This is a genomic window from Mycobacterium colombiense CECT 3035, assembly GCF_002105755.1.
Taxonomy (GTDB): Bacteria; Actinomycetota; Actinomycetes; order Mycobacteriales; family Mycobacteriaceae; genus Mycobacterium; species Mycobacterium colombiense.
On the sequence record NZ_CP020821.1, the window covers coordinates 5,455,593 to 5,476,240 of the forward strand.

The following is a 20,648-nucleotide window of genomic DNA, read 5'->3' on the forward strand; positions in this document are numbered from 1 at the left end:
GATGACAGCTCACCCCGGCTGGCCGCAGTCTCAGTGCGAGCGCGGCCGGGCGGGATTGTCACTCCGGGTCGATCGGCCCCTTTGCGGCCGGGGAGCGCCGGTCAGTTGCCTGCCTCGATGGACGCCACTCTTGCGGCCGCATCGGGACCACAGAAGCGCTGCAGGTCCACTCCGCCCGCGCCGAGGAGATCGTCAATGCGGCGCTTGAGGTCGCCCGAGGAGATGTGGGCGTACAGGTTTGCACCGGGGCAGGAGGTTTGGGCCAGGTCCCGATGGCCCGCCAGAGTGTCGGTCGAGACGTGAAAATTCTGAGCCGCCCACGCGAACGCGCGAGCTGCTCCCTCGAGCTGGGCCTCCGGTACGGCCTCCTGATCGAAGTCTCCCTCGCAGAGGACCAGGAAATGGCCCGTCGTGTCGTAGTCGGTCGCGGTGTCACCCGCGATCTCGGTGCTGCGCAGTTCGTAGATATTGCCATTGCGGTCGACGCCGACGTGATAGGCGATGTCGATCCATCCGTGGTGGTCCTGGTGGTAGCGCTGATCCTGTCGGAGATGGCTTGGAGCATTGCGGTTTTCGCCAAGAAGGACGGCCTCATGGTGCAGAGTCATCCGGGTGATGGTCTGGCGCTTGCCTCCGGAGCGCGCCGGTCGCGCGCCCCAGGCGTCCCGGCACAGCAGCAGTGCCGAAGTCGCGGCGGTCAGGCGTGCACCGATGGTCGCGGGGGGAACCGTCACCGAGCGGGTCTGCGACGCCGGGGCGGAGTCCGTTCGCGTCGCGCAGCCGCCGACCAGGGACGCCACGCCGGCGCCGCCGGCCACCTTCAGCAGCTGACGGCGGCTGACGTGACTCGGCCCGCCGCGCGCTGGCTCACACACGGTCCTCACGATACGGGTGTGACGCCGGACCGCGGAATGTTTCGTTCATGTCCCGCCCAGGGCGTCGCGCACCCGGCCGCGGGCCCGGTTGAGCCGGGCGGCGGCCTCGGTCGCGTCGACGCCCGCGAGCAGGGCGACGATCGCGGTCTTGGCGTGACCGCCCGCGGCGGCGAGCGCGGCGGTCGCGGTCTCCTCGTCGACACCGGCCGCGTCGCGGACGATCCGCACCGCCCGGCGGCGCACCTTCGCGTTGGTCGCGCGCACGTCGACCATCCGCGGTCCATACGCCTTACCGAGCGCGATCATCACGCTCGTCGAGAGCGCGTTGAGCACCACCTTCTGTGCCGTGCCCGCGGTCAGCCGAGTGGAACCGGCGAGCACTTCGGGCCCGGTCAGCAGTTCGATCACCACCTCGGCGGACGCCTCGCTGCCCGGGTTGTTGACGATCGCGACGGTCAGCGCGCCCGCCGCCCGCGCGTGTTCAAGCGCCCCGAGCACGTACGGCGTGCGGCCCGACGCCGTGATGCCGACGAGCGCGTCGGCGGCGGTCAGGTCCGCGAGATCGGTTGGGTCAAAGGCATCTTCGGCGCCCTCGATCGCCTCGGTGAGCGCCGCCGGCCCGCCGGCGATCACGCCGCGCACCAGGTCGGTGCCGAACGTCGGCGCGCACTCGGCCGCGTCGAGCACGCCGAGCCGGCCGGGCGTCCCGGCACCGGCGTAGACCAGGCGGCCGCCGCGCTCGAGCCGCGCGGCGATCGCCTGCGCCGCGGCCGCGATCCGTGGGACGGCCGCCGCCACCGCGCCGTGCGCTTCGGCCTCGGCGGCAACGAGCAGCGCGACGACCTCCGGGATGGGGCGCGCGTCGAGATCGTCAAGGTCTGGCCGTACCGCCTCGGTGGCGAGCGCATCGAGACCTTGTGGGACAACGGCTTTCGGACCCGCCTGCAGGCGAATCACGTGTGGCTCGTGGATCGCCCGGAGTTGCAGCGCGCCGTCGAGCGCGTCGCCGGCGGCCGGGATGACGTCGAGCTGGGCGCGCAGCGCCTGGACTCCCGCCAGTCCGCCGACCATCGCGACGGGGCCGTCCCCGACCGCGCGGGCGGTCGCGGCCAGCGCCTCCGCCGCGGCGCTGCTGATCGCCAGCGCTGCGGCGTCGTCCCGCGCCGCCAATACATACGGCGCGAACGAGGCGACCTCGGCGGCCCCGCCGAGCCGCGCGGGCCAGGTCTCGGGAGCGCCGAAGCGGGCCCGGGCGGCGTCGAGCAGCGTGGTCGACGGTCCACGTCCGTCGTGAGCGCGCAACGCCGCGCGCAGCCCGGCGGCGCCGATCCACGCGCCGCCGCCCTCGTCGCCGAGCCAGGGACCCCACCCGTCGGCGGTGCGCAGCGCGCCGTTCGCGTCGATCGCGAGCGCCACGACGCCGGTGCCGGCGATCAGCACGGCGCCCGGCTTTCCGCCCAGGGCGCCCGCATGCGCGATCACCGCGTCACTGGTGATTCCGGCTCGTTGCGCCCCAAGCGATTTCAGCAACGCATCGCCCAGCGCGCGCGCCGCGTCCGGCGCCGCCAGCGCCCCGGCGGCGCCCACGATCACCTCGTCGACCGGGCCGAAATTTCGCGCGACCGCCAGGATCGCCGCCTCCGCGGCCCGCACACCGCCGGGCGCCGCGAGGCCGGGCGCGCCGACGACCTCGGCCCTGCGGCCGCCCGCCGCGGCCCGGCAGGACGTCTTGCCGAGGTCGACGGCGAGGATCACGTCAGCTTCTGCGCGAACTCGATGATGTTGCCGTCCGGATCGGCGATGTGCAGCGTCCGTTCGCGCCATGGCCGATCCACCGGTCCGGTGAGGATCTCGACGCCGAGCCCGCGCAACCGCTCCGCCTCGGCGTCGACGTCGTCGATGAGAAAGCCGATCTCACCGCAGGGCGGTTCGCCGCCGTCGCGACCGATGAGCTCCGGCAGCTTCGAGCGTTCGAAGAGCGAGAACTTCGTGTTTTCCATGTCGAACTCGACGTAGCCGTCGCCCTCGATTCGCACCCGAAGACCGATCACGTCGCGGTAAAACGCCACCGACCGGCGCAGCGACTCGACGTAGTGAATGACGTAGTCCACACGACGCATGCAATGCACCGTATCGGCTCAGTCCGCCTTGGGCGTAGCACACGCGGCGTAAGGTTCGAGCCGACCATCTGTTCTTCACCGGTGACGTCGTCGACCTGGTCGCCGGGTCGGGCCTGCGCCGTGCCGCGCTAGGTTTCGGTCAGCCGAGGTATCCGCGAATCCCAAATCCGTTGTGTCTCAACACCGACGGAGGGGTTGTGGATCTTCTGGAAGTTCCGTCCACCCCGATTGAAGGTGGCGACGACGGCGGCAGGCGCGTCCTGTTCCAGGATTGGGATGGACAGCCACTCGCAGGGTCGTATGTGCACCAAATCCACCGCCTTCGCGGTTTTCCCGGCGTCGTAGCCATAAGGCCCGCAGATGCGGCCCAGCCAGAACCAGCCGTGCGTGTCGCGGGTCCACACGAAGGAGCCTTCGTCGAGCTCGGCGAATCGGGCGACCCGACGGGCCAGCCGGTCCTGTTCGGCTGAACTGGTCACAAGTCGGCCAAACCCGCACACGCCGAGCTGGCGAGCGCGATCGATGGTGGCTTGTGGCTCGACGGCATCGTTGCGGGATCGCATCGGCGCGCGGTAGACGGCGACCATGAGAGACATGGTGCCCCGACGATGCAGCCGCCCCGATGCGGCCCTCTTCGCGCATCGATTGCGGCTGGGCGCAGAATTGATACGGTCAACCCGCGGACGCCGATGTGGCCGCCGTCCATCTCGCCAGCCCACAACCGCACTGGAGGAGCTCATGCGCAGGAGCGCGCCATGACCGATGCGGCGTGGGCCCTCTACACCGAGCAGATGAACAACGTCGACGGCTGGTTCTTCGAGGCCGACGTCGAGCTCTTCAGCCAGCTGCTCGCGTGCCAGACGGCCGAGGGGATCAAGGGCGACATGCTGGAGATCGGCGCCTACCAGGGCAAGTCCGCGATCTTGATGGGTTACGGACTGCGTGACGATGAAGAACTGGTGATCTGCGAGCTGTTCGGCGCCGTGATGGATCACGCCGACATCGCCCAGGCTCCCCGCCAGGAGTACTCGGGCCTGGATCAGCAGCAGTTCCTCGCCAACTGGGATCGATTCCACAGCCGCCGCCCCACGCTGCAGGTCTGCGAATCGTCGGCGCTCGATCTGGGCGAGCGGGCGCTGCGTTTCGTCCACATCGACGGTTGTCACGCGTACCGGTGCGTCGCCAACGACATCAGCCTCGCCGTGACCCACGCGGCCGAACGGGGCGTGATCGCGATGGACGATTATCGCGGGGTCGAAACGCCCGGCGTGGCGGCGGCCGTCTGGCAGGCCGTCGGCAATGGCTTCCTGTTCCCCTTCGCGGCGACATACATGAAGCTCTACGCCTGCACGTCGGCCGCTGATCAGAGTTACTGGTTGGAGCGGATCCGGGATCGCGGCGACATCTGCGCCTTCCCCGACTTCGACTTCCCGTCATACCGCAGCGTTTCGGACATGCACCTGGGCCGCTCCGCCGGCGAGCCCTGAGGGCGGTCAGGCCTGGCCTTGGCCGACCATCGTTTCCAGCAGATCGGCGGCAGTGGCAGCGCTTTCGGCGGGCGTGGCCATCTGGGCGGCCACCTCGAGGGTCCGAGCGATGCAGTGCGGAGTGAGGATGGCACGCAGATCGGCCAGCAGCGAATCCGGTGTGGTTGCGGAAAAGTGCCGTCCGATGCCGACCCCCAGCTGGCCGACCGCGGCGGCCCACATCGGCTGGTCCACCGAAACCGCAAGCGCCAACGTGGGTTTGCCGGCGCGTATGCCCGCGAACGTGGTGCCCGGACCCCCGTGGTGAACGACCGCGCGGCAAGCGGGAAAGACGGCCGAGTGGTTCACCGCGCCCACCACCTTCACATGGTCGAATTGCGGGACGCCGGCCAAATCGCTTACGCCGCTGCAGATCAGCGCGCGCTCGTCTAGTTGCGCGCAGGCCCCGCAAATCATCTCGAGCAGCCCGGCGGGAAATGCGACTCGGGCGCTGCTGCCGAAGCCGAAGTAGATCGGCGGCGTTCCCGCGGCGATCCAGGACGACACGTCGTCGTCCACAGCGGTCGGCAACTCCAGTGTCAGCCCCCCGACGAAAGGCCGGCGGACATCCCATTTCGCCCACTCGGCTGCCAACCCCGGGAAGAAGAGTTCGTCGTAGGCCTGGAGCTCCAGCGGTTGCCGCGCCGAGGGCGGCGATGCCTGCGGCAGGCCCAACGTCTGGCGCTGGGCATCCTCGGCCTCTTTCGTTACCTGCGAACCCACCTCGCGCCCGAGCGGGTAGATGTGCAGCGCCGCCTGCGGAATGTCATAGCATTCCGCAACGTTGGCGGCCAGCCCCTGCTGGCTCGCGTCCGTCAACAACAGGTCGGCCCCGTCGGCCAGTGACGTCAGCGCCGCGCCCAGCTGGGGCCAGAGTCGTTTGAGATCCTCCGAAATCACCCACGCCATGAAGACGGGATTCGGTGTGTCCCCGTACTTGCGCGCGATGTCCGCGTTCTGCTGTACCTGGTCGGGGCCGTGGGGGATCGCGGCAAGCCCCGCCGACTCGACGAAGCCGACGTAGTTGGGCGGGACGGCCATGCGTACGTCGTGACCCCGGCGCTGCAGTTCCCGGCCGATGGTGGCGCAGGGCTCGACGTCTCCCCGAGTTCCCAAGGTAGCCAGCGCAATCCTCACCGCTGGACGCTCCCGCGGGAGCCGGGCCCGACGATGCCCCGGAAAAATTCGATCGTCCGTTCGACGCCTTCTTCGAAGGAGACTCGTGGCGTCCAGCCGAGGCCGGACTCGGCGAGCGTGATGTCCGGCCTGCGCTGCTTCGGGTCGTCCGGCGGCAGGGGCTCGAACACCGTGGCCGATGGCGATCCGGTCCTTTCCTTGATCAGGCTCGCGGTTTCGAGGACGGTGCGCTCGGCCGGGCTGCCGAGGTTGACGGGTCCGGTGAAAGACGCTTCGCTGGCCGCCATCTTCACGAGCCCTTCGACGAGATCGTCGACATAGCAAAAGGATCGGGTCTGGCTACCGTCCCCGAACACGGTGATCGGTTCTCCGCGCAACGCCTGGACGATGAACGAGGAGATGATTCGGCCGTCCTCTTGGTCCATCCTCGGGCCGTAGGTGTTGAAGATGCGGACAACCTTGATCCGGACATGGTAGCGACGCGCGTACTCGAGCATCAGTGTCTCCGCTACCCGCTTGCCCTCCTCGTAGCACGCCCGCACCCCGAAGCAGTTGGCGTTGCCCCAGTAGGTCTCGACCTGAGGATGGATCGTCGGGTCCCCGTACACCTCGCTGGTGGAGGCCTGCAGAATCGTCGCCCCGCGCTCGCGCGCCAGTTCCAGCAGGTTTCTGGTCCCGGCGTAGTTGGTCTCCAGGGTGAACAGGGGATCCCGCTGGTAGGCGCGCGGCGATGCGGGGCAGGCCAGGTTGAAGATGACGTCCAGCGGACCCGACACGACCACGCCGACCGGTCGGGTGATGTCATGCTCGACGAAACTGAAGCCCGGGTCCCCGTCCAGCTGCACGATGTTTTCGCGGCTGCCGGTGCAGAGGTTGTCGAGCCCGATGACTTCGATGCCGTCGCGGCGGAGACGATCGCACAGGTGGGACCCGAGGAACCCGGCGGCGCCCGCGACGAGGGCTCTCACTGCTTGTTCTCCTTAGCTCCGGCCGTCGAACACGTAGCTTCGCATGACCGACGTGACGTCCCGCAGGACGCCCGCTGGAACCGATTGCACTCACACCGGCGGTTCCTGGCGTGTTCAGCTGAAGTTCACGGTTTGGGAGCCAGGACCACGACGGGAATGGGTCTGGACGTCTTCTTCTGGTATTCGTTGTACCGGTTTTGATTGTTCTTGTTGACGATCTGCCAGAGCCGTGGGTAATCGGGATCGTCGGGCAGCACCGGTCGCGCGGTGACGGCGAAACGTCGTGGGCCGACGTTGATCTCGACGTCGGGATGCGCCTTCAGATTGTGGTACCAGCCGGGGGCCTCGGGCGCGCCGCCCTTGGAGGCGACCACCAGGTAGTCGTCACCGTCGCGGGCGTAGGTCAGCGACGTCGCGCGTTGCTTACCGGTCTTCGCGCCGACGGTATGCAGCAGCAGGCTTGGTATCCACAGGGCGCGGTGACCGATCCAGCCGTTCGTCTTCTTATACACCGTGTCGTGCACCCGCAGCACCTGCGGGAGCAGCTTCTGCTCGAGGAAACTCATGGCTATCAGTCTCGCTCGCTGGCGGCGAACTTCGCCAGTGCCTTCCGCGAGGCGCGGCGGGCTAGTGGTGATGCGGCGGTCGCTCGTCGCGCAGCCGGCGCTCGTCCCACGCATCGCGCACCTGCTCCTCGTCGCCGAACCGCTCGACGTCCTCGGGCGTGACGTGTACGCGCTTGGGTTTCGGCGCGGGCCGTGGTGGGTCTCGCGGTTCACTGGGCATGAGGCGATTATCTCTCGGCTTCGGACGAACTCTAGGTCTGCGCCCTGGCGATGTTCTCGACGATGATCTGGCAGGCCGTGTCGTAGAAGGCGCTGATCAGGGTGGAGAAGGACAGCTCGAAGGGATAGATCATGTGCACGGCCAGTGGTTCGACCGTCCAGTCGGGCAGGATCGGCACGATGGTGCCCTCGCGCAGTTCCTCGGCGCAGATGATCTGCGTGGGCATGGCGCCGATACCGAGCCCCTGCAGGATGTACTCCTTGCACACCTGAAAGTTGTTGGCCCGTGCGCGTACTCGCGGGGACAACTCGTGGCGCCTGTCGAGTTTGGTCACCGCCAGCTTCAGCTTCTGCGGCCCGCAGAAGCCGAAGTCGATGAACGGCAGGGTGTTCACTTGGGCGGGTTCGGTGATCGGATCCTTCAGTTGCCCGACGAAATCTGTTGAGGCGCAGAGGAAAAGGCTCAGGTCGAAGACCTTCCGCGCGATCAGCGTCGAATCCTGCAGCGGTCCGGGCCCGAATACGACGTCGTAACCGTCCTTGATCGGGTCGACGATGTTGTCGACCAACCGTATGTCCAGGCGCGAGTTCGGATACCGCTGCAAGAACAGGGCGCCGACGCGCGACGCGTAGTCGATGCCCAGGCTGACCGGTATCGCCACCCGCAGCTCGCCTTGGGGTTCCTGCCTACTGCCCTCCACGAGGGCCCGCACACCGTTGGCCTCGGTCAGGATGTTCATCGCGTGGTCGTAGATCTGCTCGCCGATGTCGGTGACCGTCAGCTGATGGGTGTTCTTCCGCAGCAGCTTGATGCCGAGGTCGGATTCCAGCTTGGTCAGCTTCCGGCTCACCGTGGACTTGGGCATGCCCAGCGCCGTCGCCGCCTTCGAGATGCCGCGACAGTCCACCACCTTGCCGAACACCAGCAGGGCATCGAGGTCGAAGGGCAGATTCTGTTCCATCGGTGTTCCAAGTATGCAACAGGGTGTTGCGTCCGTACACCTTATTGGGGGTCCCCGCAGCTGCTAGCGTCGGCCGCACCACGTAGGAGGTACGCGGGGATGAATCAGCCCATCGCCGTCGCCAAGCCCCCGAACGGGCACTGGACCGACGGATATCCCGAACTCGGCCGCGGCCCGGTGTCGCTCGAAGATTGTGTGTCCGAAGAGTTCTACGACAAGGAACGGGAGCACGTCTTCAAGAAGACCTGGCTCTACGTCGGGCGAGTGGAGCGCGTCCCGCGCTCGGGCAGCTATTTCACCCGCGAGCTGCGGTTCCTGAACACCTCGATCATCGTCGTGCGCGGCAAAGACCAGGTGATCCGTGCCTTCCACAACATCTGCCCGCACCGCGGCAACAAGATGCTGTGGGAGGACGACCCCTTCCAGGAGGTGTCCGGCCGCGCCCCGCTGCTGTACTGCCGCTTCCACGGATGGCGCTACAAGCTGGACGGATCGCTACACTCGGCCACCCGCAAGGACCTGCTGCTGGACTTCGATGCGGACAGCTGCCGGGTGCCGGCGGTGCAGTGCGAGGTGTGGGAAGGCTTCATCTTCATCAATCTCGACCCGGACAACACCGAGCCGCTGAGGTCCTTCCTCGGTGAGTTGGCCCATGGCATCGAGGGCTACCCATTCGACGGCCCGCACCAGGTGTACAAGTTCTCGGCCGAATTGCAGTGCAACTGGAAGATTTTCGTCGACAGCTTCGCCGAGAGTTACCACGGCCCGTACCTGCACGCATCGTCGTTCGGGGCCCTCACCGCGGAGGCCAGAGACGCGTTCGATCAGCCCAACCCGTTCACCGACGCACTGGCCTACCAGCTGTCCGGCCCGCACCGGATGTTCTCGTTCTCCGGTGAACCCTCGCAAAAGACGCCATACTCCAAGCCCATCGAATGCGTGATGGAAGCCAGCGCTGCGGGTCCCTGGAACAAGAAGATCGATCGAGGGCCGATGCCCCCGGGGATCAATCCCACGCGGTCGGAGAAGTACGGTTTCGACTCGTTCCAGTTCTTCCCGAACTTCGTCATCATCTTCGGCGCATCCGGGTTCAGCACCCACGCACACTGGCCCACCGGCCCGCACTCGCACGTGTTCGAAGCCGAGATGTTCTATCAGCCGCCGAAGACGCACAAGGAGAGGCTCGGTCAGGAGCTCACCGTGACCTTCCTCAACGACATCATCCTCGAGGACGCCAGCCCGTCGGAGGGTCTGCAGGCGATGCTCAACAGCGGTGTGCTGACGCATTTCACGATGAATGACGAGGAGATCCTGCTGCGCCACCTGCACAAGGTGGTCGGCGATTACGTGGCGGCCGGGGAAGCGGCGAAGGCGGGTCGATGATGAGTGTGGTTCTGCCGGAAGAGTTCTCGCAACTCGAGCACCTGGTGCCCGAGTGGGCGATCGAGGACGGCCACCAGCGCTACGTCAAGCGCGTCAACAGTTCGATGGAGCAAATCCGGGCCTTTTACGACGAGGTGTTCCCGCACGCCGAGGAAGCCGTCGCCTACATCGACAAGTTCGACTACGCCGAGCCGCTGCCCGACGACGTCGCCAATCTGCGTAACCTGCTCTACTCGCTGATCACCGTCTCGCTGGCGGTCGAGCTATGGAAACAGCCGCGGGTGAAGCATTCGGCCAACACCATTCTCACGAGAGTCAGCTGAAACATGGGACTCACTTCCGCGCAGCTGGAGATCGTCGACCTCACCCCGAGGATCGGCAGCGAAATCCGGACCGATCTCGACACGCTACTGAGCGGACGGGAGGCGCCGACGATCCGCGACGTTCTCGAGCGGCGCGGTGTGGTGTTCTTCCGCGGGCTGGACATCGGTGACGAGGAGCAGGTGACCATCGCCAAGACCCTCGGCACGCTCGTCGCCAACGAGGGCCAGGGCGGCATCAACAAGATCTCCCTGGATGAGAAGGTCAATCAGCGCGCCAAATACCTGCAGGGCTCGATGTTCTGGCATTTCGACGGATCGCTGCAGCCGCTGCCCAACCTGGCCACGCTGCTGCGCGCGGTGCGGCTGTCGGAGACCGGGGGGCAAACGGAATTCTGCAACACCTACGCGGCCTACGACGACCTTCCGGATGCCGACAAAGAGGCGATCGCCGAGCTGCGCGTGGTGCACAGCGCGGAGCGCTCGCAGTATTACGTCACCCCGGAGATGAGTTACGACGAGGTGGCGTTCTGGCAGAAGTCGCCGACGAAGGCGTGCCCGATCGTGTGGACGCATCAATCCGGCCGCAAGTCCCTGCTGTTGGGTGCGACGTCGGATTACGTGATCGGCCTGCCGGTAGAGGAGGGCCGCGCTCTGCTTGCGCGGCTTCGTGATTGGGCAACCCAGCCGCAGTACGTCTACCAGCATCAGTGGCAGCCGGGCGACCTGCTGATCTGGGACAACACCGGGACCATGCACCGGGTGCTGCCGTATTCGGTGGACAGCGGTCGCCTCATGCACCGAACGATTCTCGCGGGCGAAGAGCCCCTGCAGTGAAGCTGGGCATCGCCACCCCGGTCGTCACGAATGTCGCTGGAGCGCCCCTTCAGTGGGAGAAGGACGCCGGCATCGAGGACATCGGCCGGGTCGCGGAGGCCGCGGATCGGCTCGGCTATCACCACATGACCTGTAGCGAGCACATCGGCATCCCCTCGACGGAATCGGGCCGGCGCGGAGCTCGTTACTGGGATCCGCTGGCGACCTTCGGTTACGTTTCGGGGCGCACCAAGCGAATTCGCTTCGCCACGATGACGTTGGTGCTCGGATACCACCATCCGCTGGCGATCGTCAAGCGTTACGGCACTCTCGACCACGTCAGCGACGGGCGGGTGATCCTCGGTGTGGGCGTCGGCTCGCTCAAGGAGGAGTTCGACCTTCTCGGTGCGCCTTTCGGCGATCGAGGCGCCCGCGGCGACGACGCCCTGCGGGCGCTGCGGGCGGCGCTGCCGAGCAATGAGCCGGCGTATCACGGTGAGTTCTATTCGTTCGGCGGGCTGACCGTGGATCCCTGTGCCGTACAGCCGCACCTGCCGATCTGGGTCGGCGGGCGCACCCGACGTTCGCTGCGCCGAGCGGCCACCCTCGCCGACGGTTGGTGCCCTTACTACGTGTCGATCCACACCGCCGCGGACTGGTTGCGGCAATTCGAGCTACCGCCGGGTTTCGAGGTGGTGATGCCCGCCGAGCAGCCCCTGGATCCGGCGGGGAAACCCGAAGCGACGCAAGATGTCCTGCGCGAGTTGGCCGACGGCGGCACCACCACCCTTTCGGCTCGCTTCGTCCACCACTCGTTGCAGCACTATCTCGAGCAGTTGCACGCCTTGACCGAACTGCACCGCGAAACCTTCGGCGCGGACGCGCAGACGCAATAGACGGGAATCCCATGACCACCAGGACCGCCGACGACCTGTACTACGACCCGTGGGACGTCGACCTGAACGCCGATCCCTATCCGATGTTCCGGCGCATCCGCGAAGACGCGCCGCTGTATTACAACGCCGAACACGACTTCTACGCGCTGAGCCGGTTCGACGACGTCAACCGGGCGCTGGTCGACCACCAGACTTTCAGTTCAGCCCGCGGCGTCGTGCTGGAGATCATCAAGGCGGGCATCGAGATTCCGCCCGGACTACTCATTTTCGAAGATCCGCCGGTGCACGACATCCACCGCAGCCTGCTCTCCCGCGCATTCACGCCCCGCAAGATCAACGCCCTCGAGCCGATGATCCGCGAGTTCACGCAGCGTTGCCTGGACCCGCTGGTCGGCGGTGACCGCCTGGACTTCGTCAAGGACCTCGGCGCCATCATGCCGCTGCGCGTGGTGGGCATGCTGTTCGGCATCCCCGAGGACTACCAGCGCCGAGTCCAGGAGGACGGCGAGAAGTTCGTCCGGACCACGCGTGGCGGACGCATGACGGACAACACCGATGCCAAGCTGGCCGACGGGGAGGTGTTCGCCGACTTCATCGACTGGCGCACAACCCATCCCGCCGACGACCTGACGACCGAACTGCTCAACGCCGAGTTCGAGGACGAAAACGGCGTCACCAGAAAGCTGCACCGCGACGAGCTGCTGATGTTCATGAAAGTCGTTGCGGTCGCCGGCTCGGAGACGACCACGCGGTTGATCGGCTGGTCGGGCAAGTTGCTGTCCGAGCATCCCGATCAGCGCCGGCGGCTGGTCGACGACCGGTCACTGCTGCCCGGCGCCATCGAGGAGCTCCTGCGTTTCGAGCCGCCCGCGCTGCAAGCGGCACGGTACGTCACCCGCGACATCGCATTCCACGGGCAGACGGTGCCCGAGGGGAGTGCGATCCTGACCCTGATCGGCGCCGCCAACCGCGACGAGCGGCGGTTCGGCGAGACTGCCGAATCCTTCGACGTGATGCGGGCGCCGCGTCAGCATCTGACGTTCGGGGTCGGTGCCCACTACTGCCTCGGCAACGCGCTGGCACGGATCGAGGGACGAATTGCCCTGGACGAGATCATGAATCGCTTTCCCGATTGGGAGGTGGACCTGGACGCCGCGGTATTCTCGTCGTCTTCGGCCGTGCGCGGCTGGGACAGCATGCCGGCCCGCGTCTAGGCGGCACGCGTGGGCGTCCAACGACGGCCAGCACGCCTCAGCTGTTTTCGCCGATCCACGTGGTGGTGAAGCGCAGCATCTCGGGGATGCCCTTGGCCAGATCGGCTCCGATGGTCTTCTCGAGCTTGCCGCCCACCAACGGGATCTTGACCTCCACCCGCAGGGCGGAGTGCAGCTGTGAACCCCCGTCATCCGTCGGCGCCAGCCGGGTTTCCGCACGGCCCGACCCCAACCCGCCGGACGCCGAGACGCTGACGTGCCCGCGAACCTGGCGGTCGCCGTCCGGTCGCCAGGTCTCGGTCTGGACGATTTTCACGTCGCCGGTGACGAATTTGGCGACCAGCCCGGGGAGGAGCTGACGGCCCAGGTGCTGGATCGTGCGCACCGTCACCGTGCCATCGGCGTCGGTCACCAGCGTATCCAAGGTGGCGTCGGCGGCACCGGCGGCGATGCGGGCCAGCCAATAGTCCTCGCGACCGAACGCGGCATGAATTTGCTCGACCGTGGCGGACGACTCGGTCGAGACGTCGAATGAGCGCGACATATCCACTCATTCTTACAGGGACCCGCATCACGGCCGCTCAAAGTGCTGGTAGTCGACGGGCGACGTCCAGTGACCGCCCCACAGCCAACCCCGGTCCGTAAACACCCGCACCGCCGGGTCGCCGTCGTGCACGAGCCCCGGATCGCCGCGGCCGCGATCCACGTATTCGGCTGCGTTGTGCGGTTCGAACCTGCCGGTGGCGTAGACGCACGGGTTCAGACGTGGGTTCAGATCGATTGCCCGACCGTAGGCGTGCTGGGACCAGTGCTCGCTTCCCGGGATGCCGCGGCAGTTGAACGCCGACGTGTTGTCGTCCTCCATGGAGAGCTCGTCCTCGGCGGCCGGGTAGCGGTCCACCGCGCGGATCCTCTCGATCGGAAATCTCAGCCGGTAGAGCTGCGCGAAGATTGCGATGACCTCCGGCACCAGATCCTGGTGGACGATCAGCTCGCCGCGGTGGGTCCGGCCGTCGAAACCGACGTGGTCGACCTCGACCCGTCGTAGCTGGGCGGGGTCCACCGGGCAGCCCGGCCGCCAGCTCGCACCGAGCTCCGCGGCGGTGACCGGGTGAACGTTGCCAGCGACCGGCGCCGACGACGCGGTGGACGGTGGACTGGCCGCGGGGGGTGGTGGTGGCGCGGCGCCGCAGTGCGTCAACGTGGCCCCGGCCGTCACCGTGCCCGCCAGCACGGCAACCCATCGCCTGCCGGGGGTCACCGGGGATGGGTCCTCACCGCGTGCTCCATCGCGACAAGACCGTCGCGACCGGGCGTCGCGAGACAGGTCCAGCGTCAACGCTACTGCAAGTCGTTGCTAATCCGCTGCGCAACAGCCCCTTTGCGTCGACGCGCAAGGCACGGTAGCTGCCGCCGGGCCCGTCGACTTACCCTTGCCGTATGCCGGTAGTCAGTGGCAGGTGGAAGTTCCGGCCACCCTCGCTACGCAAGACGGTCGTGGTCGCAAGTGTGTTGCTGGCCCTCATCGCGGTTTCTCCGTGGACCTTTATGGCGCGGACACCGGTAGCCGACCGTCCCCCGGAGCCCGCACAGCGGCCGCAGCCCGCCCCGGTGACCGCCGCGGCTCCCGCATTCGACTTCACGGCCGTCTCCAAGCTGATGAACGACGCGATCGCGGCGGACGGGCTGCCGGGCGGCGTGGTGGTGGTCGGCCACGGCGGCAACGTCGTCTTCCACCAGGCCTACGGGTTGCGCAAGCTCGCGGGTGAGCCGGGGCTGGATGGATCGCCCGCACCCGCGGAGCCGATGACCGAGGACACGATCTTCGACATGGCGTCCTTGACGAAGTGCCTCGCAACCGCGGTCGCCATCATGCAGCTCTACGAGCAGGGCAAGGTCGCGTTCGACGATCCGGTGCAGAAGTACCTGCCCGACTTCAACACGACGAACGATCCGCGACGGGCACAGGTCACGGTGCGCATGCTGCTGACCAATACGTCCGGCGAGGGGATCGACGTAAGACTGGCAGACCCGTGGGGGTTGAGCGGACCCGACAAAGCCGAAGGCATTCGTCGCGCGCTCGCCACCCCGCTGCAGTCGGGGCCGGGTGAGTTGTTCCGATACTCCGACATCAACTACATCCTGCTGGGCGCGCTGCTCGAAAAGGCCACGGGCGAAGCCGAAGACACGTACGTCCAGCGCAACGTGTTTGCACCGCTTGGCCTGCAAGACACCCGCTACCTTCCGGTGGCCAAAGCCTGCGGCCCACACGTGGTGCGCGGGGCGGCGGTTGCCTGGGCCCCCGGGACGACGGGGGGTGCGTGTCCCGCGGGGGCATGGGACACCGGCCTGCTGCCCCGCATCGCGCCGACTGCGCGCGACGAGGAGAGCAGAGACGACCCGAGCAAGAATCCGGATTTCTTTGCCCTGCTTCGGGGTACGGTGCATGACCCGACCGCGCGCCGGATGGGGGGAGTGGCCGGCAATGCCGGCATGTTCTCGACGGCACACGATGTCGGCGTCTTCGCGCAGGCGTTACTGGATCGGCTCGCCGATCGTCCGAGTGAGTTTCCTTTGCGGCCAGAAACTCTCGCGATGATGACGGCTCCCCAGCAGCCCGGGCATACCGCCGAACAAGTCCCAGCGGCAAACCGTGCCGCTGGACGGTCTCAGACTCCGACCTATCCGGCGATCGAAGGGCAAAGCCTGTTCGGTTTCGGCTGGGACATCGACACGGCCTTTTCCAGGCCGCGCGGGACGGTCTTTCCGGTCGGTAGTTTCGGCAACACCGGATTTACCGGAACCACGCTGTGGATGGACCCGGGGTCGAATACCTATGTCATCCTGCTCTCGAACTCCATCCACCTACGGGGCAGCCCACCGATCTCGCATCTCCGGGGTGCGGTGGCCACGGCCGCGGCGAAGGCCTTGCACCTCTACGGGAAAAAACCCTAGCGCCTTGTCATTTCACGCAGGGGATGCCATCGGCGGTCATCCGTGAGAGGTTGGTAACGGCGGGTTGCTGCGTACCGGTGCCGGTGGCGGGCACCGTGGTGACCGGCGCCGCGGCGGTCGTCGTGCTCGATTCCGGTGTGAAACCGTGGGTCTGGTCGAACCGGGAGTAATCGGTCCCGACCGTCAGCCGCACCGTGTTGCGGTCGACGCTGTCGGATGCGGTCGCCGTGATGTCGTACTGGTCGGCGAGCTCGGTGGCCGCCACCTTCGCGCCGGCCCCGTAGACGATGGTGCTCGTCTCGGTGGTGGAGTCGGCCGTGCTGACCTTGCCTTCGCTGAATTTCCCAGTCGCCAAGAGCATTTGGATATTCGCCGCCTCGCCCTGGCGGCCCGAGGCGTTGACGACATCGAGCGCGACGACACCGGTGGTGCTCTGCGCGCCGCCGTCCGGTTGTGCTGCCGGGGTGGGGCCGCTGGTCGACGGTGTTGCCGACGAATCGGCGCCCACCAGGTTGTGCACGATGGAGCGGATGGTGGGTATGTCGATGAAGTTCACATAGGCGCCGTTTGAGAGTTGACCGAAGCCGGTGACCGGCAGCGTGTACAGCGTGACCGGTCTGTTGGGGAATGCCAACGCATTACGAATGAATTCGTCAAAGTCGAAACCGGCATCGACGGCGACGTTCTGCTTAGCGACGCCCAACAGCGCATGCAATTTGGTGGGGTCCGACAATGTCCCGCCGCGGCGCATCGCGCTGACCACCGAGACGATGAACGCCTGCTGGCGCCGGCTTCGATCGAGATCGGTGAACGCCGCGTCGTCGGGGTCCCGGCGTTGCCGGACGAAGGCCAGCGCCTGCGTTGCGCTGATCTGTTGGACGCCTTTGTGAAAGTCCGCGCCGGAGTAGTACCGGTCCGAGGTGTCCGCGCTGAGGCACACCGTGATCGGTTCGACCACCCGGGCGAGTTGGAAGAACCCGGCCAGGGTGACTTCGACGAAATGATCGATCGGGATTTGCAGAAGGCTCTTGACCGTGCTTATTTCGGCTTTGCGGCCCGCCTCCCGTGCCGCCTGTTCCTTGGCCGCCGAATCTTGCCCTTGGAGCGGCGTCGGATTCGGCTGCGAGCCGGCCGAACCATGGCCGGCCATCACCCGCTGGTAGGCGTAGCTGTAAGCCTCCTTGATCTTGCCGCGGCAATCCGAGGTCGGGCATCCGGCCAGATCGACATAATCGTCGCGGGGGATCGAGATCGCCGTGGCCGGACCGCCGCCGGCAGGCAGGTGCACCACGATGAGCGCGTCGGAATCGCCGTCCGCGGAATCCTCGTTGCCTGCGTGCAGCGCGTCATAAATGTCGGGCGGCAGCGGCTGTCCGTGCTGGTCACGGCGGCTATCCAGGCCCATGATCAGGATGTTCTGGTCGCTTCCGGTCGACGCTGGTTCACCGGCCAATGCCTCGGATTTGGTGATGCCCGCCGACGCGCTCCGGTAGGTATGCCAGGCGATGCCGATGACGGCGACCACCACCAGCGATATCAACGCGGCCAGCACCTTGGCACCGGCCACCATCCTGTGGTTGCGGTGCAAGCGATTCCGGGGCCCGGCCGTCGGTGAATCCGCTTCTTCGCCGGGCGGGCCCGCTCGACGCGTCATGACAGAACTGAGAATAGCCGGGTAAGGGCGCTTCAAACCAGGGTGCGCGGCTCAACTTCCAACAGCCGCAACGGATGCAGGCCGTCGACGTTGCCGACGAACGGCGGGTGGATGCTGTAGCCGAGCATCCGGCGCATGTCATCGGAGACCGCCCGCGCGATGTCGCGCGATATCGACAGGGTGTAGGCCTCCATCGGCCGCAACCACGGTTGGCAGTACTGGGCGGTGACGGCGAGGCGCTCGCGGTCGGTGTTGTTGGCACCCCCGCCGTGCCAGAGGGTGCCGACGAAGAAGACGCACGAGCCGGCGGGCATCACGACCGGCAGGGCCTGATCGGCCGGGCCCGGCCGGCGCTTGCCCCAGCGGTGGCTGCCCGGGTAGACGACGGTGGCGCCGTTGTCGGCGGTGAAATCGTCGATCGCCCAGATCGTCGCGGCCGCCAGCGGCTCCCGGGGACGCGGAATCGGGTAGAAGCCGTCATCGTGGTGCGCCAGCTGCGCGGCCTCGCCGGGCTGAATGTTGATGGCCTGCAACGCCGAAAGCAAGTAGTTGGGCATCAGCAGCCGATCGAGCGCCGCGAGCACCCGCGGGTCATCGACCAGCGGGTCGCACACCCGGGTCCTGCTCAACACGCTGTAGATGCGCTGGGTGCGCAGCCCCTCGAAGGAGTTGCGTCCGGTGTGACCCAGCCAAGGGCGCACGACCTCACGGATCTGCGAGCACTGCTCGGCGCTGAGCAGGTTCTCCCAGATGACGTAGCCGTCGCGATCGAGTGCCGCCATGTCGGCCTCGGCGATCGCGCTGTCCACCGCGCTTCCACCGGTCGGCGTCCGCTTGTACCGCTGCGCCAGGTCGCCCCGCAAATCCTCGAGCGTGGTGGCGGAGTCGTCGTCGATGCTCATCGGTGCTCGTCCTTAGTCCAGTGGCGCTGCTGCCCAGACTAGGCCGAGTCCGGGTCGAGCCACACCCAAATCGCGGACCGGTCAGCCCCGCAGGCCGGTGATGAACCGTTGCACGCTGCGGGTCAGCGACCGCGGGACGTGGTCGGGATCCATCAGGTCGTTCTCCGCCAGCGGGCCGGCCTCGTTGGCGACGGTCCGCTCGGTGAAGGGCCGCAACGTCTTGCCGTCTCCGCGAAGCGCCTCGATGGCCTTGAGCACCGACCGGTGTTCGCGGATCGCGTCATCGAACTCGCCCACCGAAACCCCCAGGTGCTCGGCGATCAATTCGCTTCGCACCGAGGTGATTTCACGGCGGAGCTCGTCGTGCTCGGAATTGGCCGGCTGCGCCTCGATCGCGACGTCGCACTCGCTGTCGAACCCCATCGAGCGGTTGTTGAAGTTCGACGAGCCGATGCGCAGCAGCCGATCGTCGACCACCAGCACCTTGGAATGCACGTAGATCGGCGTCCCGCCGTCGGTCGCCGGCCAGTAGACGCCCAGCCGGCCGTGAGCGTCGGCTTCCCACAGCAGCCGGATGAGGCGGTGGCGGGCGCTGTCCATGGTCCCGCGCTCGAGCGGATTGTTGCCTCTGCGGGCCAGCACGATGACGATCTCCGGGCCGGCGTCCTCGCGGAGCCGCGCGGCCAGCGCCTGGGCGATGGTTCGCGACGCCAGGTATTGGTTCTCCACGTAGATGGTGTTGCGGGCCGCCGCGATGGCGGCCAGGTTGAGCGCCTCCACCTCCCGCACCTCGGTGCGGTCGTCGAGCTCCGGCACGGTGCGTGCGATTCCGACATCGACGTTGCGCAGGTTCGGTTCCAGCTTGCTGGGCCAGGTGCTGTGCTTGGCCTGTACCGGCGACAACGCGCGTTTCGTCGCGGTCTGCCATCGGATCAGGGCCTGCTCACCCAGCGCCCGGGCGGCCGCACCGTCGACGGCCAGGCCGACGTCGTGCCGCGGCCCGTAACTGCGCCCGGACGTGCGGCGGTGATGGTTGTCATGCGTGTGCGCCCGGGTGTCCCATCGTTCGAGCGTCAGATCGATGCCGCCGCAGAACGCCACCGCATCGTCGACGACCGCGATCTTCTGATGATGCACGGAGCCGATCGGGTGGGCGCCGTCGATCGCGAAATGCATTCGCCTGCTGCTGATCTGGTTCAGCAGCGACACGGGGGTGAGGCCAAACCAGATGCCGTCGAACGCCGGCAGCAGACGCAGATTGGACTTCAGCAGGTAGATGTCCAGGCCCTGTCGTTTCCACAGCATCCAATAAAGGAACGCCCCCAGCTGATTCGGTCCGGGAAGCGTCTTGTGGCCCCGCTCGAACGCCACCCTCGAATCGAAGTCCCAGCCGATCAGCATGATTCGATGGCGGGCGCGCAGCATCGCCGCCTTGACGTGCTTGAAGTAGTCGGCCGCGTCGATGATGGCGGCGAATTGGCCGGCCCGTGCCGTGCGCCAGCAGGTCTGGCCGGGAGTCAGAAGTCGATCGTCGTGCACGCCGGGCCTCTCAACGAAGTTGCTGGGACAGCGCGGACATAGCCACTGTGTACCACATCGGCCTCGGGTGTCAGGATTCGTGCGAGATCGGCGCTCGGCGGCCCCACGTGGGCGTTTGCCGCCGTTATGCACAGCCTGAGGGGCTCGGCAGGACAAGGGCGCCGATCTGTATGACGATGAAGCGATGCGAATGCTGGTAGTGCTTGCGGGTTGCGCCGCCCTCGCCGGTGCGGCCGCGCCCGCGTACGCCGACCCGGTCGGCACTTCGGGAGCCGACGCGAGCTTCATCGCCGCGCTCAACCAGGCGGGCATCACCTATCAGGACCCGGCCGCGGCCGTCGGGGTCGGCAAGAGGGCATGCCAACTGATGGACGAGGGCAGTCCCCAGGTTGAGGTCATCAAGAGCGTGTCGTCGAGCAATCCCGGATTCACGGAGGACGGCGCCGCCCAGTTCACCATGATCGCGGCGAGCGCCTACTGTCCCCAGCACCTGGGGCAGCCCGTCAACCAGGCACCGCAACCCGCCGCGACGCAGCAGCCAGCACCGGGCACGAACCCTCCGCCGCTCACGCCGGGCGCCGCCTAGCCGCCCGTGC

General features: G+C 67.2%; 22 protein-coding genes and 1 pseudogene. 8 read left to right on the forward strand and 15 right to left on the reverse strand.

Annotation, left to right across the window (positions count from 1 at the left end; translation table 11 throughout):
* Positions 1-101: 101 nt before the first annotated feature.
* The 5 genes and pseudogenes from B9D87_RS25825 to B9D87_RS25840 all read right to left on the reverse strand — a co-directional run bounded on the left by B9D87_RS25825 (position 102) and on the right by B9D87_RS25840 (position 3,582).
* Complete coding sequence (locus B9D87_RS25825; protein WP_367648962.1) at positions 102-800, reverse strand: N-acetylmuramoyl-L-alanine amidase; 699 nt, start codon at positions 798-800, stop codon at positions 102-104.
* 120 nt (positions 801-920) lie between these two features.
* Entirely contained in the window at positions 921-1,823 is a 903-nt protein-coding gene (gene murQ / locus B9D87_RS27985) for an N-acetylmuramic acid 6-phosphate etherase (RefSeq protein WP_040631029.1), read from the reverse strand.
* Positions 1,824-1,955: 132 nt separating this feature from the next.
* Positions 1,956-2,699: pseudogene (locus B9D87_RS27990) on the reverse strand (BadF/BadG/BcrA/BcrD ATPase family protein); the annotation flags it as partial.
* Positions 2,627-2,995: a VOC family protein gene (locus tag B9D87_RS25835; RefSeq protein ID WP_040630888.1), complete on the reverse strand. Its 369-nt coding sequence runs from the start codon at positions 2,993-2,995 to the stop codon at positions 2,627-2,629. The gene B9D87_RS25835 and the pseudogene B9D87_RS27990, both read right to left, overlap by 73 nt.
* Before the next feature lie 128 nt (positions 2,996-3,123).
* Positions 3,124-3,582, reverse strand: a complete 459-nt coding sequence (locus tag B9D87_RS25840) for a GAF domain-containing protein (RefSeq protein WP_007772814.1) — start codon at positions 3,580-3,582, stop codon at positions 3,124-3,126.
* A 168-nt stretch (positions 3,583-3,750) separates the two neighbouring features.
* Here B9D87_RS25840 and B9D87_RS25845 point away from each other — a divergent pair, with 168 nt between their 5' ends.
* Positions 3,751-4,482, forward strand: a complete 732-nt coding sequence (locus tag B9D87_RS25845) for a class I SAM-dependent methyltransferase (protein WP_007772813.1) — start codon at positions 3,751-3,753, stop codon at positions 4,480-4,482.
* 6 nt (positions 4,483-4,488) lie between these two features.
* Here the strand turns inward: B9D87_RS25845 and B9D87_RS25850 are convergent, their stop codons facing one another.
* From B9D87_RS25850 to B9D87_RS25865, 5 genes are all read right to left on the reverse strand, one after another.
* On the reverse strand, positions 4,489-5,658 hold the full coding sequence (locus B9D87_RS25850; RefSeq protein WP_040630884.1) for a glycosyltransferase: 1,170 nt from the start codon (positions 5,656-5,658) through the stop codon (positions 4,489-4,491).
* Positions 5,655-6,626 (reverse strand): UDP-glucuronic acid decarboxylase family protein, encoded by a 972-nt coding sequence (locus B9D87_RS25855; protein WP_007772811.1) that lies wholly within the window; start codon positions 6,624-6,626, stop codon positions 5,655-5,657. Before B9D87_RS25855 ends, B9D87_RS25850 begins: the two co-directional genes overlap by 4 nt.
* A 125-nt stretch (positions 6,627-6,751) precedes the next feature.
* A complete protein-coding gene (locus B9D87_RS25860; protein WP_007772810.1) occupies positions 6,752-7,192 on the reverse strand; it encodes a nitroreductase family deazaflavin-dependent oxidoreductase in 441 nt (146 codons plus the stop codon).
* A gap of 61 nt (positions 7,193-7,253) precedes the next feature.
* A complete protein-coding gene (locus B9D87_RS27155; RefSeq protein WP_167540328.1) occupies positions 7,254-7,412 on the reverse strand; it encodes a hypothetical protein in 159 nt (52 codons plus the stop codon).
* 31 nt (positions 7,413-7,443) lie between these two features.
* Positions 7,444-8,373: a LysR family transcriptional regulator gene (locus B9D87_RS25865; protein WP_007772809.1), complete on the reverse strand. Its 930-nt coding sequence runs from the start codon at positions 8,371-8,373 to the stop codon at positions 7,444-7,446.
* Positions 8,374-8,472: 99 nt separating this feature from the next.
* On the opposite strand from B9D87_RS25865, the gene B9D87_RS25870 reads away from it, so the two are divergent.
* From B9D87_RS25870 to B9D87_RS25890, 5 genes are read left to right on the forward strand one after another with little or no spacing between them, the layout of a single operon-like run.
* Positions 8,473-9,756, forward strand: a complete 1,284-nt coding sequence (locus B9D87_RS25870; protein ID WP_007772807.1) for an aromatic ring-hydroxylating oxygenase subunit alpha — start codon at positions 8,473-8,475, stop codon at positions 9,754-9,756.
* Positions 9,756-10,079, forward strand: coding sequence for a hypothetical protein (locus tag B9D87_RS25875; protein WP_007772805.1), 324 nt, complete (start codon positions 9,756-9,758; stop codon positions 10,077-10,079). Before B9D87_RS25870 ends, B9D87_RS25875 begins: the two co-directional genes overlap by 1 nt.
* Positions 10,080-10,082: 3 nt before the next feature.
* Complete coding sequence (locus B9D87_RS25880; RefSeq protein WP_007772803.1) at positions 10,083-10,913, forward strand: TauD/TfdA dioxygenase family protein; 831 nt, start codon at positions 10,083-10,085, stop codon at positions 10,911-10,913.
* On the forward strand, positions 10,910-11,788 hold the full coding sequence (locus tag B9D87_RS25885) for a TIGR03619 family F420-dependent LLM class oxidoreductase (protein WP_007772801.1): 879 nt from the start codon (positions 10,910-10,912) through the stop codon (positions 11,786-11,788). The genes B9D87_RS25880 and B9D87_RS25885 overlap by 4 nt, the downstream gene beginning before the upstream one ends.
* Before the next feature lie 11 nt (positions 11,789-11,799).
* A complete protein-coding gene (locus B9D87_RS25890; protein WP_007772799.1) occupies positions 11,800-13,002 on the forward strand; it encodes a cytochrome P450 in 1,203 nt (400 codons plus the stop codon).
* A 37-nt stretch (positions 13,003-13,039) separates the two neighbouring features.
* Here B9D87_RS25890 and B9D87_RS25895 read toward each other — a convergent pair whose 3' ends face one another.
* Together B9D87_RS25895 and B9D87_RS25900 are read right to left on the reverse strand one after the other, a co-directional pair.
* Positions 13,040-13,546, reverse strand: a complete 507-nt coding sequence (locus B9D87_RS25895; protein ID WP_007772797.1) for a DUF2505 domain-containing protein — start codon at positions 13,544-13,546, stop codon at positions 13,040-13,042.
* 27 nt (positions 13,547-13,573) lie between these two features.
* The gene (locus B9D87_RS25900; protein ID WP_040630881.1) at positions 13,574-14,263 is read right to left on the reverse strand and encodes a M15 family metallopeptidase; all 690 of its coding nucleotides are present in this window, start codon (positions 14,261-14,263) and stop codon (positions 13,574-13,576) included.
* Positions 14,264-14,442: 179 nt separating this feature from the next.
* Between B9D87_RS25900 and B9D87_RS25905 the strand changes: the two genes are divergently transcribed.
* On the forward strand, positions 14,443-15,957 hold the full coding sequence (locus B9D87_RS25905; RefSeq protein ID WP_080598588.1) for a serine hydrolase domain-containing protein: 1,515 nt from the start codon (positions 14,443-14,445) through the stop codon (positions 15,955-15,957).
* 7 nt (positions 15,958-15,964) lie between these two features.
* Here B9D87_RS25905 and B9D87_RS25910 read toward each other — a convergent pair whose 3' ends face one another.
* The 3 genes from B9D87_RS25910 to B9D87_RS25920 form a co-directional block, all read right to left on the reverse strand.
* On the reverse strand, positions 15,965-17,527 hold the full coding sequence (locus tag B9D87_RS25910; protein ID WP_007772792.1) for an LCP family protein: 1,563 nt from the start codon (positions 17,525-17,527) through the stop codon (positions 15,965-15,967).
* 116 nt (positions 17,528-17,643) lie between these two features.
* The gene (locus B9D87_RS25915; RefSeq protein WP_007772790.1) at positions 17,644-18,513 is read right to left on the reverse strand and encodes a phytanoyl-CoA dioxygenase family protein; all 870 of its coding nucleotides are present in this window, start codon (positions 18,511-18,513) and stop codon (positions 17,644-17,646) included.
* Between the two features lie 81 nt (positions 18,514-18,594).
* Positions 18,595-20,052: a phospholipase D-like domain-containing protein gene (locus tag B9D87_RS25920; RefSeq protein WP_007772788.1), complete on the reverse strand. Its 1,458-nt coding sequence runs from the start codon at positions 20,050-20,052 to the stop codon at positions 18,595-18,597.
* A 184-nt stretch (positions 20,053-20,236) separates the two neighbouring features.
* Between B9D87_RS25920 and B9D87_RS25925 the strand changes: the two genes are divergently transcribed.
* The gene (locus tag B9D87_RS25925; RefSeq protein ID WP_052002536.1) at positions 20,237-20,638 is read left to right on the forward strand and encodes a DUF732 domain-containing protein; all 402 of its coding nucleotides are present in this window, start codon (positions 20,237-20,239) and stop codon (positions 20,636-20,638) included.
* Positions 20,639-20,648 lie beyond the last annotated feature (10 nt).

Excerpts from the sequence above, each read along its gene's own strand:
- B9D87_RS25835 (WP_040630888.1), bottom strand. The coding sequence starts at position 2,995 with ATGCGTCGTGTGGACTACGTCATTCACTACGTCGAGTCGCTGCGCCGG.
- B9D87_RS25840 (WP_007772814.1), bottom strand. The coding sequence starts at position 3,582 with ATGGTCGCCGTCTACCGCGCGCCGATGCGATCCCGCAACGATGCCGTC.
- B9D87_RS25845 (WP_007772813.1), top strand. The coding sequence starts at position 3,751 with ATGACCGATGCGGCGTGGGCCCTCTACACCGAGCAGATGAACAACGTC.
- B9D87_RS25860 (WP_007772810.1), bottom strand. The coding sequence starts at position 7,192 with ATGAGTTTCCTCGAGCAGAAGCTGCTCCCGCAGGTGCTGCGGGTGCAC.
- B9D87_RS27155 (WP_167540328.1), bottom strand. The coding sequence starts at position 7,412 with ATGCCCAGTGAACCGCGAGACCCACCACGGCCCGCGCCGAAACCCAAG.
- B9D87_RS25865 (WP_007772809.1), bottom strand. The coding sequence starts at position 8,373 with ATGGAACAGAATCTGCCCTTCGACCTCGATGCCCTGCTGGTGTTCGGC.
- B9D87_RS25870 (WP_007772807.1), top strand. The coding sequence starts at position 8,473 with ATGAATCAGCCCATCGCCGTCGCCAAGCCCCCGAACGGGCACTGGACC.
- B9D87_RS25875 (WP_007772805.1), top strand. The coding sequence starts at position 9,756 with ATGAGTGTGGTTCTGCCGGAAGAGTTCTCGCAACTCGAGCACCTGGTG.
- B9D87_RS25880 (WP_007772803.1), top strand. The coding sequence starts at position 10,083 with ATGGGACTCACTTCCGCGCAGCTGGAGATCGTCGACCTCACCCCGAGG.
- B9D87_RS25890 (WP_007772799.1), top strand. The coding sequence starts at position 11,800 with ATGACCACCAGGACCGCCGACGACCTGTACTACGACCCGTGGGACGTC.
- B9D87_RS25895 (WP_007772797.1), bottom strand. The coding sequence starts at position 13,546 with ATGTCGCGCTCATTCGACGTCTCGACCGAGTCGTCCGCCACGGTCGAG.
- B9D87_RS25905 (WP_080598588.1), top strand. The coding sequence starts at position 14,443 with ATGCCGGTAGTCAGTGGCAGGTGGAAGTTCCGGCCACCCTCGCTACGC.
- B9D87_RS25910 (WP_007772792.1), bottom strand. The coding sequence starts at position 17,527 with ATGGTGGCCGGTGCCAAGGTGCTGGCCGCGTTGATATCGCTGGTGGTG.
- B9D87_RS25915 (WP_007772790.1), bottom strand. The coding sequence starts at position 18,513 with ATGAGCATCGACGACGACTCCGCCACCACGCTCGAGGATTTGCGGGGC.
- B9D87_RS25925 (WP_052002536.1), top strand. The coding sequence starts at position 20,237 with ATGCGAATGCTGGTAGTGCTTGCGGGTTGCGCCGCCCTCGCCGGTGCG.